The following is a 15,475-nucleotide window of genomic DNA, read 5'->3' as shown; positions in this document are numbered from 1 at the left end:
CGCCGACTTCGGCGTGTCCCCGCTGGTGGTGCAGCGCCGCTTGAAGCTGGCGAACGTCTCGCCGCGCCTCATGGCCGACTATCGCGCCGGTGGCGTGACGCTGGAACAGTTGATGGCCTTGACCATCACCGACGACCATGCCGCGCAGGAGGCCGCGTTCTACGGTGCGCCGGAATGGCAGCGCAGCCCGTCCGCGCTGCGCGAGCGCCTGACCGAGCGTGAAATCGACGCCACGCACGCGCTGGTGCGCTTCGTCGGGCTGGACACCTATCGGCAGGCAGGCGGCGGCATCCGCCGCGACCTGTTCGCAGAAGGCGATGCCGGAACCTACCTCACCGATACCGCAGTGCTGGAAACGCTGGTGCGCGACAAGCTGGAAACGCTGGCCGAGGACGTGCGCGCCGAGGGCTGGGCATGGGTGGAGGCCGTGCCGCATCTGGCCTACGAGGAACGGCAGGCTTTCCAGAACGCCCCGCGCCATCGCCGCGAGCCGACCACCCGCGAGGCCCGCCGCATGGCCTCGCTGGAAACCCGCCTCGAAAAGATCGACGCCGAACTGGAGGACGCTTGCGACGCCGAGGACGAGGCCAAGGCCGAGAAACTGGAACAGCGGCGCGATCAGGTGATCGGGGAACTGCAAGACGCGGAGGACGCCTTACAAGGCTATGCCCCCGAGGTGCGCGAGGTGGCCGGTGCCATCGTCACCATCGACCGCAACGGCGAGCCCGTCATTCATCGCGGCCTGCTGCGCGAAGCCGAGGCGAAGGCGCTGCGCACGCTGGAAAAGCTGCGGCGCGGTTTCGGCAGTACCGAAGGCGAAGCCGCTAACGACGAGCACGAGGACGCCGACGACGCGCCCAAGGCCGCGAGCCTGTCCGACCGGCTGGCGCAGCGGTTGAGCGCCCACCGCACGGCGGCGCTGCAAATCGAAGTCGCCCGGCATCCGCACGTCGCGCTGGCCGCGCTGGTGCATGGCATGGTGCAGACCGTCTTGCAGGAAAACCACTACGGGCACGATTTGCCGCTGGGCGTGAGCCTGAAACTGCAAGACCGGCTGGAAGGCATGGCCCCGGACTGGCCAGAATCGCCCGCCGCCGTGGCGCTGCGCGAACTGCAACAGGTAGCCGGGGAAGCCTTGCCGGAGGACAGCGCCGAACTGTTTGCCGCGCTGCTGGCGAAGTCGCAAGACGAACTGGTGCGGCTGCTGGCCGTGTGCGTGGCTTCCACGGTGGACGTGGTGACGCCCCGTGCCACGCCGCACCAGCCCGGCAAGGAACTGGCGCAGGCCGTGGGCCTCGACATGGCCGCATGGTGGAAGCCGACCGCAGAAGGCTACTTCAAGCACGTTTCCAAGGCTGTGCTTCTGGATGCCGTGAGCGCGTTTGCACCGGAATCCATCACCCGGCTGGCGAAGCTCAAGAAGGCCGACATTGCCAGCGAGGCCGAGCGGCTGGCCGATGGCACCGGCTGGATGCCCGCCATCTTCAAGGCCGAAGGCCCGCAGGAGACCGCGCAGGAAGAAGGCCCGGAGCAGGACGCCTCGGAGGATACCGAGGCAATGGCGGATGAACCCACCGAGGCACTGGCCGCTTGACCCGCGCCGAAGGCAAGCGCCCCGGCCTCGACCGGGGCGCTTCGCTTTGTGTGGTGGCGCATCGAGACGAAGGAATAACCGCGATCAGCACCGCGCCCAGGCCGTTCCGCCCTGGGCGCGGTGGACGCGAAATCCGGGTGCGACAGTGGCCGCGCCCGGTGTTCAAGGCCAATAGCCGAATCAGAACGCCGCCGCCTTCGCGCTGGCTCAGGCGGCGGCGTTGAAGGCATCGCTGTAGTGCGCGATGCCTTCCGGCACTGTCCCATGCAGGGCCAGCGCCATGAAATAGCCGGGCGGCACGCCCGGCAGTTGCAAGCCCGCATGGGCCTGGAAGCCAAAGCGCGTGTAGTACGTTGGATCGCCCAGCAGCACGCAGCCTGCGGCCTGCATAGCCCGCAGTTCAGACAGCGCCTGTTCCATCAGGCGCGAACCGATGCCTTGCCCCTGCCTTGGCGGCAGGACGGAGATCGGCCCCAACCTATACCAGCCCTCGGTCTTTCGCCCGTGCTCATGGGTGATTGTTACTGGCGACAGCGCGACGTGACCGACGACGCGCCCATGTTCTTCGGCCACGATGGAAAGCGTCAGTTCGTTGGCGGCACGCAAGGCGCGCACGATGAATTGCTCGGTGTGGCTGGTGTGTGGTGCATCAGCGAACGCGGCGATGGTCACGGCCTCGATGGCGGCAATGTCGTCCGGGGTTTCGTGTCGGAGCTGGAGGGTCATGGGCTTGTCTTCGATTGCTTCCTGAAAATATAGAACGGCCTGGGCGTGTCGGCGCACTGCGCCGCCGGGCTTTCGGGCTGCGCCCCGTGCCGCCTTTGCCGTCACGGCCATTCGGCTTCAATCCCTCACGCCTTCGCGCCTGCGGCGCTGCGTGCTTCGCTTGCCTCCAGGGGAAAGTCCTGCGGGCTATCCCCGCCGCGCGATGCTTGGCGCCCCTCGATGACGCCGAACCGGCTGCGCCGGATCGGCCCGGCCAGCGCCCCGCCGCGATGGGCGGGGCGCTGGCGAACACGCTGGCGCTCGCTGCGGCAGGTTGTGCAGGTGCGTGCCGTCCTCAACGCTGGCGGTTCCTGCCCATCACGTCACGAAGGACGGTTCACGGACAACCCGCCCGGCATCGCTATGGAGCTTCCACGCCACGCCTCAAGAGCGGCGCCGCAAGGTGCGGCGGGGGCGTTCTCGCCTGTCGTCGGGTGGTTGACCTGGCCCGCGTCAGTGGGCGAGCCGGAGAAGCCTTCGTGCGGGGATGCCGAGCCGGCCCCATCTCCTTTCGGAGCGGTCCGGCCCAAGGCGTCCTTGTCTCGTTGTGAATCCTGGCGGTGGCGCGGCTGCGCCTCGGGCTTCATGGCTGCAACCGTCCGGCGAAAACAATTTCCCCGCCTTCGTCACTGCGTTCGGCGGCTTCCTCGCGCAGCAAATTCTTTTCGCCTCCCGGCTCTCCACTGCGTTTCGACCGCAAGCGGTGCAGCCAGCCCGTCCCCCGCCGGCCGGATCACAACAAGGACGCGATGGGCGCGAACCTTGTTCAACCGAAAGGAGCAAACATCATGGCCAACATCGGCACCTTCACCGCAGACAAAGACGGCTTCACCGGCACGCTTCGCACCCTGACGCTCAACGTCAAGGTCAAGCTGCTTCCCAACGACAAGGGCAGCAGCGAGAACGCCCCCGACTTCCGTCTCCAGGCCGCAGGCCACGACATCGGCGCGGCGTGGAACAAGACCAGCGAGGCCGGGCGGGAATACAAGTCCGTGACCCTCGACGATCCTTCGTTCCCGGCTCCGATCTATGCCCGCCTGATCGAAGGCGAGGACGGCACGCACGACCTGATCTGGTCGCGCACCAAGCCCCAGGCGGCGTGACCGCCGCAGCGCCCCGCCCATCGCGGCGGGGCGCTGTGCTGCTTGTTCGCAGCACATCACCACGTCACGCGCGCGGCTTCGCCGCGTCGCGTTCCTTCAACACCGCCTCCAGCTCCCGGCGCACCTGCACCAGCAGCTCGTCGGCCTTGTGCGGGCTGTCGCCCGCATAGGCCAGCGTCAGCAGCGTGAGCGGGTGGATGTCCATCACCTCGCACAGCTCGGCCAGCTTATGCAGGGTCGGGCTTTTGAGGTCGCGTTCGAGGGTGCTCATATAGGTGCGACTGGACACGTCAGAGAAGGCTTCCTGACTCAAGCCACGCGCCTTTCTAACTGTCTTCAACGCCTTCGCCAATGAGTTCCCAGCCGCCACCTATGGTTTCCCTTGAAAAACCAAGATGACATCCCATTGCGCCCTATAGGACTACAATCTATAGTGTTCATTTGGCGTTGTTATCAGTGTTTGTGTCTTTACGGAAATCTGCATCGGCGGATTCCGGCAAAGCCACGCAAGCGCATCGGTGCTTGCGCACCAAGGCGCAAATCCGGTTTCGCGGCTCTGCGCTTTGGCGTGCAACCGCATTCGTGCATCATTGGATTTGTGGGATTGCCGACCATGCCCCTGCCACTCGCCACCGCCCCGGAGCGCGCGCAACTGCTCGCCAACGGCGAGGCCCGTGCCGCTGGCCGAGCCATCGACCCGGTGCCCGTGGTGCGGCTGTTCACGCCGGACGCGCACGTGACCTGGCTGCTGGCTGCGCTCGACCCAGCCGATGGCGACACCGCCTGGGGCCTCATCGACTTGGGGATCGGGATGCCGGCCCAGGGCACCGTCAAGCTGTCCGATCTGGCCGGCATCGTCGGGCCGCACCAGCAGCCCGTGATGCGCGACCTCTACTTCCGTCCCACACGCACGTTGTCGGAATACACCCGGCTGGCCGAGCGCGACGGAGCGATCCCGGACTGAATACGTCCTACTGTGACTTTTTCAGTCTGGTGTCATACCGGGTAAGTCTCAATCCACATTCTTGCGGCGTAGCCCCACCAGTCTGACCCAAATAGACAGGATGCCTGGCGCGGGCTGCGGCAGGCTGACTTGTGCAGTGCCCCCTTTCGGGCGCTGCCGCCGCAGCATTGAGACGAATACCGCAACGCATCGGAGCCAATCAGTCTTGACAGCCCCATCCACCTTTCTAACCCATGACGTTCCGACGAGGGCGATGTAGCGCGTAGTTCTTCCGTGGCGGCGAGTCCTGTTCGCAGGAGGAGGCGTCATGGTCAATCTTCATCACTTCGCGCATTGGTATCCAACTGCGGCATACCTCTATGTTTTGTGGCTGGATGCGCTCTCGCTCGCTTGGGAATATCTGCGCAGGCATCCCGACTACCGGCTCGACTGGCTGCGCCGTCATCGCCGGCCTGAAGCAGCGCATCGCTGGGGCTTGCGCCTGCTGGAAGACCCGGCCTTGGATGCGCGTGACGCGCATCCCGCTTGGCTGCCTGGTCATGCGGCCGTGGTGCAGCTCTACCCCGACGCCGATCCGCCGGAGGACGCCACCGCCTTCGCGTTCTGGCGTATCCCTGGCCACAAGCACCTGCTCCACGACGGCAAAGGGCTGGCGCTGATCGCACGCAGCCCAGGCCATTGCCTGCGCTTCGCGCTCGCGCCCGGCCTGGAAGACGGCATGGCTGTCGCCTATGCCCACCGCGGCAGCGCCGCCGCACCTGCGCGCAACCATGCGCTCGGCGCGGCCCTGGCTTCTGCGAAGCCCAGGCCGGCACCCGCCGCGCTGCTTGAGCTACACACCTTGCAGGCGCTCGACGCAACCCTAGCGGGTGCGTCCTTGCGCGAGGTGGCCGAAGGCTTGTTCGGCGGCGATGCCGCAGCCGATTGGTACAGCGACGGCGGCCTGCGCTCCAAGGTACGCCGCTTGGTACGGCGCGGCGATGCGCTGATGCGCGGCGGCTATCGCCGCCTAGCACAGCTTCCGCCGCTTGAGAAGGGTCGTTTTGAGGACGACGCAAAACGGCCCTGAGCAGGACAGCTTGGTTTTCTGAGACTGCCTCCATCCGGTTGCGCTGTGTGGCCGGAGCTTTGAAAGCTATGGAGGTTCACACCATGCGTCCCGCTCCTTTGCGGCCTGCCGCCACTGTCTCGACCGCTGCCGCGCAGCCCCAACGCTATCTCACCAACGACGAAGCCGCCGAGTACCTGCGGCTGTCGCCGCGCACGCTGGAAAAGCAGCGCGTGATCGGTGGTGGTCCGCGCTTTCGCAAGTTCGGCCGGCGCGTCATGTACGCCGTGGCCGACCTCGATGCCTGGGCCGCCGATCGCAGCTTCGAGACGACTTCCGATCCCGAGTACGCCGAGCACCACTCGGCCGACAGCCGTGCGCGCTGATCGGCGGCGCGCGGCAGGCCATCACCATGTCCAGCTCCGCGCTGCCGTTCCGGCAGCGGTCGTTGCAGGAGCGCGAACAGCTCGACCTGTTCCGCGCCTTGCCCGGCGACATGGCGCCGCGCGACAGCCAGGACTTGATGGCCTATCCGTTCTTCTCGCTCGGCAAGTCCAAGCGGGTCAAACCCATCGACTTCCGCGCGGGCAACGTGACGATCCGCGTAGAGGGCACGCAGGAGCACGGCATCGCCACGATTTGGGATGCGGACGTGCTGATATGGGCGGCCTCGCAGATCGTGGAAGCGAAGGACGCGGGCCTGCGCCCGTCGCGGCTGATGCGCGCGACGCCCTACGAGATCCTGCGCTTCATCGGGCGCGGCAAGTCGCTGCGAGACTACCAGCGCCTCAAGGCCGCGCTGGATCGCCTGCAATCGACCACGGTGGCCACGTCCATCCGCGAGACAACAGGCCGGCGCCTGCACCGCTTTTCGTGGATCAACGAATGGAAGGAACTGGCCGATGCCAGCGGCACGCCGCTGGGCATCGAGCTGATCCTGCCGGACTGGTTCTTTGCCGGCGTGCTCGACGCCGCGCTGGTGCTGACCATCGACCCGGCGTATTTCCGGCTCACCGGCGGCATCGAGCGGTGGCTGTACCGCCTGGTGCGCAAGCACGGCGGCAAGCAGGCATACGGCTGGCAGTTCGACTTTCGCTATCTGCACCAGAAGTCCGGCAGCACCGCGAAGCCCTACGACTTCGCCTGCGATCTGCGCGCGCTCGTCGCGCGGCAGTCGCTGCCCGGTTACGTCCTGGGCATCGAGCGGATGCCCGACAACGGCATGGAACTGCTGACGTTCCGGCCCGTGCCGCAGACGGCACGGGGATAACTCCGGGAAAGCCTGTGAATGGTGTCGTGCTATCAGGCGTGCGGGGTATCGTGCTATCAGGCGTGGGACTATCGTGCTATCAGGCGTGCCGATCGGCCGCAAACCCGCGCCAGCACTGGGTTTGCGCGTCCTCTAACTTCCCTAACTTAGTTTCTCTAACTTTTAGTAGGGAAACGCCGCTGCGGTGGACAACCACCCCGCGGCCACAAACGCAGCAGCAAAAGCCCGGCTTTCCAGCATGGAGGGCCAGGCCATGATCGTCGCACTGCTCAACCAGAAAGGCGGCGTCGGCAAGACCACGCTCGCCACGCACATCGCCGGCGAGTTGGCGATGCGCGGCCAGCACGTCGTCCTGCTGGACGCTGACCCGCAGGGCTCATCGCTGGACTGGACGCAGCGCAGAAGCCAGCAAGGCTTGCCACGGCTGTTCAGCGCCGTGGGCCTCGCACGCGAAACGCTGCACCAAGAGGCGCCGGAACTCGCCAGGCGGGCCGATCACGTCGTCATCGACGGCCCGCCGCGCATCGCCGCCTTGGCGCGCTCCGCGCTGCTGGCGGCCGAGCGCGTGCTGATCCCGGTGCAGCCCAGCCCCTACGACTTGTGGGCCAGCGCTGAGATGGTGGCGCTGATCCGCGAGGCGCAGGTATTTCGGCCTGCGCTGCGCGCGGCCTTCGTCATCAACCGGCGCGTCAGTACCACCGTGATCGGGCGCGAAGCGCGCCAGGCGCTGGCCGACCAGCCGCTTCCTGCGCTGCGCGCGGAAGTGCATCAGCGCATCGTGTTCGCCGACAGCGTGGCCGCTGGCCGGCTTGCACGCGAGACGGCGCCGGACAGCGCCGCCGCGCGCGAAATCACTGCGCTGGTGGACGAACTGCTGCGGTGGCCGACATGACAGCGAAGCCGCCACCTCGCGCAAAGCGCGTCGGCATCGGCGCGCGTCCACCGGCTAATCCGCACGCCGAGGCGTGGATTCGCCAGGGCGATGCCGATGCGCTTAACAAGGGCGACCTCTACACCGCCCGTCTGACCCTCGACATCACGCCCGCGATGCGGGCGCGCATCAAGGTATCGGCCTTCACGCAGGGCGTGACCGTGGCCGACCTGCTGCGCGGCCTGCTGGAACGGGAGTTTCCAGAGCACCGCAGGGAGAACACCCCATGACCGCATCCGCTTCGCCTGCCTCTGGCGCGGCCACGGCTGCGCTCGCAGCACCTTCCGGCCAGCTTGCCAGCGCGCCGCTGACGCGCGTGGCGCTGGCCTACATCGAACCGCGCTTCAAGCTCTACCTGCGCTTCGGCGAACCTGCGCGCACGCACCAGCTCGACCGCTGGCGGCGCTGCGCCGTGTTCCTGCCGGGCGCCATGTTGTGCCGCATCCGGTGGCAGGCCAACGACTACGGCACTGTTCGCTGGCAGCTCATGGTGATGCAGGCTTGCACGCCACTAGATGCGGCACAGCGCATCCCCGGCGTGCAGCCGGGCGCGCGCCTGCTGCTGCACGCCGAGGGCGAGAACCAAGTGCGCGCCGTGCTGGAGCGCATCGACGCCATCGAAGCGCTGGGTATCGCACCCGCCGCTGTCTCGCCCGCGTACTGGCGCACGCTCGCCAACCGTCTCGCTGCGCGCTTACCGCTGCCCGAATACACCGCCGAGCGGCACGCCGCCTGGCTCATCGGGAGGGAACTACCATGACCGCCGTTTCGACTGCCAGCACCGCGCCGCGTCCTCGCTCGCGCTTGCGCGCTCGCCTCGTGCTGGCGGGCCTGTCCGCCTGCGGCCTCGCTGCGCTGGCCTGGGCGTCCTTCGTGCATCCGCTGCCGCGCCTGATCTACAACCCATCCGACAGCGTGGCGGTCGGCTGGTATCGCGTCGATCCGCTGCACCACGGCACCGCCTCGCTGCCACGTCCTTTGTCCGTGGGCAGCATCGTCCTGACCACGCTGCCGCCAGACGCCGCCGTGCTGGCCGCGCAGCGCGGCTACCTGCCGACGCGCGTGCCGCTGCTCAAGCGCGTGGGCGCCGTCGCGCCGCAGGAGGTGTGCATCACTGGCCGCGTTGTCCGCATTGACGGCGTGCTTTCGGCCGCCGTGCTGCCTGCTGACCGCTGGGGCCGGCCGCTGCCATCCTGGCAGCAATGCCGTCGCCTCGAACCCGGCGAACTGTTCCTCTTGAGTGTGACCAACCAGGCGTCGTTCGACAGCCGGTATTTCGGGCCGGTCAGCACATCCGCCGTGATCGGCGTCGCGCATCCGGTCTGGCTGGAGTCACGCCCATGATGGCGGCTGATTCGCTGCACGTTGCCGTGCATCTCATCGTGCCATCGGGCGTGCCGCTCCAGTGGCTCTCCGCGTGTCGTCGCGCGTGCAGTGCCAGCGCATCCGCGCTGCACTTCGCGCAGCCTTCCCATGTGCAGGCGTCTTGCCTCGAACGCGCCCGGCCTATGGCCGTCGCCGCGTTCGCCGGCGCGCTGGCTGCTCACGCAGCAGCGCCGCCGGGCCGCCGCTGCCCGGAGCGCCAGCGAGGGGCAAAGGCGGAAGGCAAGACAAAAGGACGCGGCACCGGGCCGCGTCGAAAGCCAGTCTGCACGTGGGGGTGGCGCAGCACGCAGCGGCTTCGCCGCCGTGCCGCTTGTGGCGCGAGGCCCGCGCCAATGCAGGCATGTCCGCGTGCTTTGCACGACCGGACACGCCAGAGGTTGCAGAGGGCATAACCATGACCGACCGCCGCGATGATGATTTCCGCATCCGCCCCAGCGCCCCGAAGAACCGAGGCCAGGGCTTCGTCTCCAAGGTGCTCAAGCAGGCGGGCAAGGCCAGCGGCGGCAAGTCCTCGGTGCGCCGTCCTGGGACGACTGGCGGCACCGGGAGGGGCACCGTCCAGCGGCCCGGCTCGCGCCTGGGTCGCGGCCACACGGCGGCGCGCTTCGCGGGGGCGAAGCTCACGCCCATGTCGCGGCGCGTGACCATCAAGACGCTGCTGGTCAACCAGCGCCAGGCCAGTCCGCAGTCGCTCGCCAAGCACCTGCGCTACATCGAGCGCGATGGCGTGGGCCGCGATGGCGAGCCGGGCCAAGCCTACGGGCCGCAGACCGATGCTGCCGACCTCGACGGCTTCAAGGAACGCTGCGCGGATGACCGGCACCACTTCCGCTTCATCCTCTCGCCCGAGGATGGCGCGGAACTCGAAGACCTGCGCACCTACACGCGGCATCTCATGGGCCGCATGGAGGCCGACTTGGGCACGGGCCTCGATTGGGTGGCCGTGAACCACTGGAACACCGACAACCCGCACACGCACATCGTCGTGCGCGGGCGCGACGACACCGGCAAAGACCTCATCATCGCGGGCGACTACATCACCGATGGTTTCCGCCATCGCGCCGCCGAACTGGCAACCGAATGGCTGGGGCCGCGCACCGAGCTGGAGATCAAGCAGACCTTGCAGCGCGAGGTGGAACAGGAGCGGTGGACGAGCCTCGACCGCACCCTCCAACGCGAGGCCGGCGAGGACGGCCGGGTGCAGACCGAACGCTTCAACGAACCGATGCTGCAACGCCAGCGCCTGCCGCTGATCGGCCGCCTGCAACGCTTGCAGCGCCTGGGCCTGGCCGACGAGCTGCGGCCGGGCACCTGGGTCGTCCATGCCGACGCGGAGAAGACCCTGCGCGCCCTGGGCGAGCGTGGCGACATCATCCGCACCATGCAGCGAGCCATGCGCGGCCAGCCGCGCGAGCTGGCGGTGTTCGAGCCGGGCGACGACGACCGCACCATTCTCGGCCGCGTGGCCGCGAAGGGGCTGGCCGACGAGCTGCGCGACCGGGGCTACCTGGTCATCGACGGCGTGGACGGCAAGGCCCACTACGTCGCGCTCAACGCCCGCGACGAGCTGGCGAACTATCCGACCGGCGCCGTGGTGGAGGTCAAGGGTTCGGCCGACGTGCGCGCGGCCGACAAGAACATCGCTGCACTGGCGAGCGATGGCCTGTATCGCACCGATCATCACCTGGCGATTGAGCAAGGCCGGGCCACGCATGGGCGCGATCCGCAGGAAATCGTCGCGGCCCACGTCCGCCGGCTGGAAGCCCTGCGCCGGGCCGGCATCGTGGAGCGCGTGGCCGAAGGTTTGTGGAAGGTGCCGGGCGACCTGCCCGAGCAGGGCCGCCGCTACGACGCGCAGCGCCTGGGCGGCGTGGCGGTGGAACTGAAATCGCACCTGCCTATCGAGCGGCAGGCCCGCGTGATGGGGGCCACCTGGCTCGACCACCAACTGATCGGCGGCGGCTCGGGCCTTGGCAACCTGGGCTTTGGCAGCGAGGCCAAACAAGCGATGCAGCAGCGCGCCGACTTCCTGGCCGAACAGGGGCTGGCCGAGCGCCGTGGGCAGCGCGTAATCCTGGCCCGGAACCTGTTGGGCACGCTGCGCAATCGGGAATTGGCGCAGGCCGCCAAGGACATTGCGGCCGAAACCGGCTTGGAGCACCGGCCCGTGTCCGACGGCCAACGCGTGGCTGGCATCTACAGGCGTTCCGTCATGCTCGCTAGCGGGCGCTACGCGATGCTCGATGACGGCATGGGGTTCAGCCTGGTGCCGTGGAAGCCGGTGATCGAGCAGCGGTTGGGACAGCAACTCGCTGCGACCATTCACAAAGGATCGGCTTCCTGGGAACTCGGAATTCGTCGAGGTATATCGATTGGATAGAAGTTAGTCTTCCGTCAACAGGTGTAGCCATCCCTTGCTAGCGGCTTCCATAGAACTTTTCCACGAACGAGCGACGGTAACTCTGGTGGCAGGCTAGGCAGCTTTGCTGGGTTTTGGAGAAAGCCGCGATGACTGCTTGGCCGTCATTCCGCTGTGCAGCCTCGCCCATGGCGGTCGCGGCGTCATGGACCTGTCCATCAAGACCCCGAAACTTTCCAGCGTCTGCCCCAAGCCAGGCAAGGATGCGCATCTTTTCCGACATGGGCGGCTCGGCATGCTTGGCGATTCGTGGTGCTAGCTCGGCGACCAGTGGCCAGTCTTCTTTGGAGATCGCGCCCGTGACGGCTTGCATGTCGCGACCGAGTCTTTCCATTATGGTACGAAGCGCCATTGGCTTTGCCGCCTCTACGGACTGCGCACCGAGTGCCGTGGCGAAGGTTGCCAAGAGCACGGACAGCGAGACGGTGAAGAACGATCTGGGTTTCAGGGGCTGGTTCACGAATTTCTCCATTGATGTTGTGACGAATGCTTTGGGTCTAACGAATGGTTGCAGGTGTCCTCAAAATTCCAGACTCAGCGCGATCGATCCGAATGCGTGATGGCCCGCCTGCTGGTCGAACTCGCGGGTTCTCCAAACGCGCATCACGGCGAGCCGCACGCCACGTCCAGCAACGATCCATTGGCTACTGATGCCGAGAGCTGCTTGCGCGACCCAAGGCCGCCGGCTGACATGATGGCTATGCCGGAACATGTTTCCGTCGAGTGAGAAGTCCCAGGCGACGGCTTTACCCTCCAGGCTCAGGAAGACATGTGCCCCAGGTTTGGGCGCCAGGACCGATTGCGGCGTTGTCGTGCGCAGATCGGCAACACCAGAGGGCGGGCGGTTCTCCGCGCCAGGGCGGATCGGATAGCTGCCGAAGTCGTTCGGTATGTTCCAGCCCGCGCGAAACTCCACGCCGGTACTGGCGGCGGTTTCGATGTTTCCGACCCGCAAGGCATAGCTGCCGATCACGTCGCTGCCCCATCCAGGACGGACGGCACCCTCCGTGTACGGCTTGAACTTGCGCTCCATGGCCATCTGAAATGCCGGCTCGTTGCGCAACTGGTTGTTCCAGCCGCGAAAGCGCTCAATGCCGCGTGCGCGATGCACCAGATCCTGAGATTGCTCGGCCAGCGACCAGGGGCCGATCACGCCCAGGGTCAACTCACGCACGTCAAGCATTTCGTAGCTGGCAGCTTGTGGGTGGATGCGGCGATTCCACGCCAAACCCAGGTAGAGCAAACCAGCGTACGGTCGGTCATCTGGAATCACATCGGTGCGCGTCTTGTTCTCGGGCGTGTACATGGCTTGGCCAAAGCGCACAACGAGGTTTTGCGACGACGAGTGGGCGCCGGCTTCGTGCCAGAAGCCTGGATCAGCCCAGCCGATGAAGCGGGCGTACAAACCAATCGGCTGGGGCAGGCACTCCGGACGGAGCCCGCCTTGCAGATCGCGTGAGACTGCTGTTAGCGCGACACCGTTGGTGTAGTTGCGATCGGAGCCGGTGAACAAATCGTTCTCCAGACGCAGGGTGCCGCCCCGCCAGCGCAGGGATTGCTCTGGCGAGCAGGAGGAAGGATTTGTAGAGAGCGAGACTTCGGAACCGAAAGTAGAGATCGGGCTGAACAATGCACCCGCAATCAACAAGGTGACGCACTGTCAACAGCAACTTAGAAGTGACCCACTTGGGCCGTTGTGCAGCACATTAGATTTGACCCACCTGGGTCACCAAGTTGATGCCCAGCATGTTGCGTGACCCTGGGTCAGCGTCAGTTGCTGGCCATCGGTTTCGCCTGACCCAGGGTCAAACGATGTTGCTGATCATCACTTACGCGTGCATCTCCAGTTGCTGTTCAGCACTTTCGGATGCACGGGATCGGATCACGCCGGCTTTTCGCTTGTCCTTCAGTCGGTAGCTTTCGCCTTTGATCTGTAGAACATGGCTGTGATGCAGGAGGCGGTCGAGCAACGCGGCCGTGAGCGTCTGATCTCCGGCGAACGTCTGGTCCCATTGCCCGAACGGCAAGTTGCTCGTTACGATCACGGAACCCTTTTCATACCGCTTGGCGATCACCTGGAAGAACAGATTGGCATCGTCCCGGCCGAGCGGCAGATAGCCGACCTCATCAATGATCAACAGCCGTGGGTTCATGATGTTGCGCTTCAGGAAGTCGGCCAATCGATCCTGCCGGGAAGCGGCGGCCAAGGCAATGACGAGATCCGCCGCAGAGATGAAGCGCGTCTTGATCCCCATCTGCGTTGCGATGTAACCGAGTGCGATCGCCAGATGCGTTTTGCCAAGGCCGCTCGGCCCGAGCAACACGATGTTCTCGGCGCGCTCGACGAAGGCCATCGACGACAGCTCCAGCACCGATTTCTTGGCAACGCCGTGAGCAAACGTAAAGTCGAACTCCTCCAGCGTCTTCAGCACAGGGAAGCCGGCCGTGCGCAGCAACATGGATTTGGTCCGCGTGTGCTTCGCGTCCATCGCAGATTTCAACAGCGCCTCGAAGAAGTCGGCAAACGTGAGTTGGTTCGCTGCCGCGCGAGCTGCCAACATGCTGTACTGCTCGCCCATCGTGTCGATCCGCAGTTGTCGACAGGCTTCGAGGATACGTTCGTGCTGGATGTCCATCAACGTGCCTCCGTCAGCAGGGCTTGATACACTGACAGCTGATGCTGCAGCGGCGTATCATCGAACCGCGACGGCGGTGGCATCGTCGGCACGGAAGCTGACGGCAGGTTCGCGCGCCACGGCTCCGGCAACTGCTGCAGCTTCGGTTGCTCAAGCAGGAGACGCTCGAGCGGCGACTGTCCAGTCGTGCCGTGGATGCGCACATTGGCGACATCTCTCAGCCAGCGCACGACCTCGGCGTTCGCCGTGGTCGCGTCAAGCGAGAGGCGATCCTGAGCGAGCCGGCTTGCCAGCGGATTGTAGAAGCTGCGGCGCAGGTATCCGTTGAAGCGCTCAACCTTCCCCTTGGTCTTCGCTCGGTAGGGCTTGCACAGGCGCGGCACGAAGCCGTGGTGCTTCGCAAAGTCGAGGAAGGCCGGTTGATAGCGATGCAGTCCGGGACCATAGGCGTCTCGGCCAATCACCACCGTCTTGACGTTGTCGTACAGGACCTCGCGAGGAACCCCACCGAAGAAGTCGAACGCGCGCTCATGGCATCCCAGCAGCGTCGGCAATCGTTCGTCGGTCACGAACTCGACGTAACTCGCCCGACTGTAACCGAGCGTCGCAACGAATGCCGACAGCGGCAGCTTGCCACGTCGCAACACGATCCAGTCGACCTGCATCTGCTGCCCCGGATCGGTTTCGAAACGTACCAGTGGCTCCGGCGCCTTGATCGACTTCAGCGACCGCAGATAGACCCGCAGCCGCGTCAGGCCTCCGTCATAACCCATCGCGCGAATCTCGATCAGCAGCGCGGTCGCCGGCAGCCAGGCCGGATGCGCTGCGCGAACCCGGTCATGCAGATAGGTTTTGAACGGATCGAGCTTCTGCGTGCGCCCCGATCGCGGCGCACGATCCTGCTCAGCACAACTGCGTAAGTATTTGCGCACGGTGTTCCTCGACAGCCCCAGTTCCCGCGAGATCTCCCGGATTCCTAATCCTTGGCGGGCCAACACACGTATTTCCACGATTACCTCCCTTGTAAGCACTGGCCCTCCAAAAAGGGCCCATCCTACCCGGGTGGGTCAAATCCAATGTGCTGCCGCTGGGTCATTTTCAACGTGCTGCTGACAGCACTGCATCGGCTGCTGCACTTTGGTGCCGCGCAGGCTCCAGCGATACCCGTCGATGCCAATCATGTTGCCCCATCGCCTGCTGCCCTGGTGACGTAAAAGCGTTCGAGGGCACTGACGATTTCCTCTGCTTTGTCTACGCAGGTGAACAAGTCGAGATCGGATGGAGAGACATAGCCTTCGTCGAGCAGAATGCGTATTTCGGTGAACGTGATCAGCGATTTCGGATGAAGGTGATCACCGA

General features: G+C 65.8%; 17 protein-coding genes and 1 pseudogene. 11 read left to right on the top strand and 7 right to left on the bottom strand.

Annotation, left to right across the window (positions count from 1 at the left end; genetic code table 11):
• A partial coding sequence (locus tag ACSHSS_RS27880; protein ID WP_445545778.1) for a chromosome partitioning protein ParB occupies nt 1-1,594 on the top strand: 1,594 nt, incomplete at its 5' end.
• Nucleotides 1,595-1,801: 207 nt separating this feature from the next.
• Here the strand turns inward: ACSHSS_RS27880 and ACSHSS_RS27875 are convergent.
• Nucleotides 1,802-2,320: a GNAT family N-acetyltransferase gene (locus ACSHSS_RS27875; protein ID WP_011516018.1), complete on the bottom strand. Its 519-nt coding sequence runs from the start codon at nt 2,318-2,320 to the stop codon at nt 1,802-1,804.
• Between the two features lie 827 nt (nt 2,321-3,147).
• Between ACSHSS_RS27875 and ACSHSS_RS27870 the strand changes: the two genes are divergently transcribed.
• The gene (locus ACSHSS_RS27870) at nt 3,148-3,462 is read left to right on the top strand and encodes a DUF736 domain-containing protein (protein ID WP_041240055.1); all 315 of its coding nucleotides are present in this window, start codon (nt 3,148-3,150) and stop codon (nt 3,460-3,462) included.
• Between the two features lie 64 nt (nt 3,463-3,526).
• Here ACSHSS_RS27870 and ACSHSS_RS27865 read toward each other — a convergent pair whose 3' ends face one another.
• Entirely contained in the window at nt 3,527-3,832 is a 306-nt protein-coding gene (locus ACSHSS_RS27865) for a helix-turn-helix domain-containing protein (RefSeq protein WP_011516021.1), read from the bottom strand.
• A gap of 243 nt (nt 3,833-4,075) precedes the next feature.
• On the opposite strand from ACSHSS_RS27865, the gene ACSHSS_RS27860 reads away from it, so the two are divergent.
• The 9 genes from ACSHSS_RS27860 (at nt 4,076) to ACSHSS_RS27820 (ending at nt 11,441) form a co-directional block, all read left to right on the top strand.
• Nucleotides 4,076-4,426: a DUF2958 domain-containing protein gene (locus ACSHSS_RS27860; RefSeq protein ID WP_021161698.1), complete on the top strand. Its 351-nt coding sequence runs from the start codon at nt 4,076-4,078 to the stop codon at nt 4,424-4,426.
• 307 nt (nt 4,427-4,733) lie between these two features.
• Nucleotides 4,734-5,495: a DUF2285 domain-containing protein gene (locus tag ACSHSS_RS27855; RefSeq protein ID WP_105855485.1), complete on the top strand. Its 762-nt coding sequence runs from the start codon at nt 4,734-4,736 to the stop codon at nt 5,493-5,495.
• 83 nt (nt 5,496-5,578) lie between these two features.
• The gene (locus ACSHSS_RS27850) at nt 5,579-5,860 is read left to right on the top strand and encodes a helix-turn-helix transcriptional regulator (RefSeq protein ID WP_003107109.1); all 282 of its coding nucleotides are present in this window, start codon (nt 5,579-5,581) and stop codon (nt 5,858-5,860) included.
• A 26-nt stretch (nt 5,861-5,886) separates the two neighbouring features.
• Nucleotides 5,887-6,744 (top strand): replication initiator protein A, encoded by an 858-nt coding sequence (locus ACSHSS_RS27845; protein WP_023103960.1) that lies wholly within the window; start codon nt 5,887-5,889, stop codon nt 6,742-6,744.
• 253 nt (nt 6,745-6,997) lie between these two features.
• The gene (parA, locus tag ACSHSS_RS27840) at nt 6,998-7,636 is read left to right on the top strand and encodes a ParA family partition ATPase (RefSeq protein WP_023114174.1); all 639 of its coding nucleotides are present in this window, start codon (nt 6,998-7,000) and stop codon (nt 7,634-7,636) included.
• Nucleotides 7,633-7,905 carry a hypothetical protein gene (locus tag ACSHSS_RS27835; RefSeq protein WP_011516028.1) on the top strand — a complete coding sequence of 91 codons (273 nt, stop codon included), beginning with the start codon at nt 7,633-7,635 and terminating at the stop codon, nt 7,903-7,905. Before parA ends, ACSHSS_RS27835 begins: the two co-directional genes overlap by 4 nt.
• Nucleotides 7,902-8,435, top strand: a complete 534-nt coding sequence (locus tag ACSHSS_RS27830) for a DUF2840 domain-containing protein (RefSeq protein ID WP_011516029.1) — start codon at nt 7,902-7,904, stop codon at nt 8,433-8,435. Before ACSHSS_RS27835 ends, ACSHSS_RS27830 begins: the two co-directional genes overlap by 4 nt.
• On the top strand, nt 8,432-9,019 hold the full coding sequence (locus ACSHSS_RS27825; RefSeq protein WP_011516030.1) for a S26 family signal peptidase: 588 nt from the start codon (nt 8,432-8,434) through the stop codon (nt 9,017-9,019). The genes ACSHSS_RS27830 and ACSHSS_RS27825 overlap by 4 nt, the downstream gene beginning before the upstream one ends.
• A gap of 436 nt (nt 9,020-9,455) precedes the next feature.
• Entirely contained in the window at nt 9,456-11,441 is a 1,986-nt protein-coding gene (locus ACSHSS_RS27820; protein WP_041240063.1) for a relaxase/mobilization nuclease domain-containing protein, read from the top strand.
• Between the two features lie 37 nt (nt 11,442-11,478).
• On the opposite strand, the gene ACSHSS_RS27815 is transcribed toward ACSHSS_RS27820, so the two are convergent.
• The 5 genes and pseudogenes from ACSHSS_RS27815 to ACSHSS_RS27795 form a co-directional block, all read right to left on the bottom strand.
• Nucleotides 11,479-11,952: a cytochrome c gene (locus tag ACSHSS_RS27815; protein WP_029310270.1), complete on the bottom strand. Its 474-nt coding sequence runs from the start codon at nt 11,950-11,952 to the stop codon at nt 11,479-11,481.
• A 48-nt stretch (nt 11,953-12,000) separates the two neighbouring features.
• Nucleotides 12,001-13,110, bottom strand: a complete 1,110-nt coding sequence (locus ACSHSS_RS27810; protein ID WP_231886079.1) for a lipid A deacylase LpxR family protein — start codon at nt 13,108-13,110, stop codon at nt 12,001-12,003.
• A gap of 199 nt (nt 13,111-13,309) precedes the next feature.
• The gene (istB, locus tag ACSHSS_RS27805; protein WP_011516034.1) at nt 13,310-14,116 is read right to left on the bottom strand and encodes an IS21-like element ISRme20 family helper ATPase IstB; all 807 of its coding nucleotides are present in this window, start codon (nt 14,114-14,116) and stop codon (nt 13,310-13,312) included.
• Entirely contained in the window at nt 14,116-15,147 is a 1,032-nt protein-coding gene (istA, locus tag ACSHSS_RS27800) for an IS21-like element ISRme20 family transposase (RefSeq protein ID WP_042976508.1), read from the bottom strand. The genes istB and istA overlap by 1 nt, the downstream gene beginning before the upstream one ends.
• 146 nt (nt 15,148-15,293) lie before the next feature.
• Nucleotides 15,294-15,475: pseudogene (locus ACSHSS_RS27795) on the bottom strand (hypothetical protein); the annotation flags it as partial.

This window comes from Burkholderia sp. BC1, from assembly GCF_052683555.1.
Note: the sequence above shows the minus strand (reverse complement) of the source record. Positions and strands in the feature narration are given on the sequence as shown.

Bases quoted from the DNA above. Each gene is read 5' to 3' on its own strand.
- istB (WP_011516034.1), bottom strand. From the start codon at position 14,116: ATGGACATCCAGCACGAACGTATCCTCGAAGCCTGTCGACAACTGCGG.
- ACSHSS_RS27855 (WP_105855485.1), top strand. From the start codon at position 4,734: ATGGTCAATCTTCATCACTTCGCGCATTGGTATCCAACTGCGGCATAC.
- ACSHSS_RS27875 (WP_011516018.1), bottom strand. From the start codon at position 2,320: ATGACCCTCCAGCTCCGACACGAAACCCCGGACGACATTGCCGCCATC.
- parA (WP_023114174.1), top strand. From the start codon at position 6,998: ATGATCGTCGCACTGCTCAACCAGAAAGGCGGCGTCGGCAAGACCACG.
- ACSHSS_RS27830 (WP_011516029.1), top strand. From the start codon at position 7,902: ATGACCGCATCCGCTTCGCCTGCCTCTGGCGCGGCCACGGCTGCGCTC.
- ACSHSS_RS27860 (WP_021161698.1), top strand. From the start codon at position 4,076: ATGCCCCTGCCACTCGCCACCGCCCCGGAGCGCGCGCAACTGCTCGCC.
- ACSHSS_RS27825 (WP_011516030.1), top strand. From the start codon at position 8,432: ATGACCGCCGTTTCGACTGCCAGCACCGCGCCGCGTCCTCGCTCGCGC.
- ACSHSS_RS27820 (WP_041240063.1), top strand. From the start codon at position 9,456: ATGACCGACCGCCGCGATGATGATTTCCGCATCCGCCCCAGCGCCCCG.
- ACSHSS_RS27845 (WP_023103960.1), top strand. From the start codon at position 5,887: ATGTCCAGCTCCGCGCTGCCGTTCCGGCAGCGGTCGTTGCAGGAGCGC.
- ACSHSS_RS27870 (WP_041240055.1), top strand. From the start codon at position 3,148: ATGGCCAACATCGGCACCTTCACCGCAGACAAAGACGGCTTCACCGGC.
- ACSHSS_RS27835 (WP_011516028.1), top strand. From the start codon at position 7,633: ATGACAGCGAAGCCGCCACCTCGCGCAAAGCGCGTCGGCATCGGCGCG.
- ACSHSS_RS27850 (WP_003107109.1), top strand. From the start codon at position 5,579: ATGCGTCCCGCTCCTTTGCGGCCTGCCGCCACTGTCTCGACCGCTGCC.
- ACSHSS_RS27815 (WP_029310270.1), bottom strand. From the start codon at position 11,952: ATGGAGAAATTCGTGAACCAGCCCCTGAAACCCAGATCGTTCTTCACC.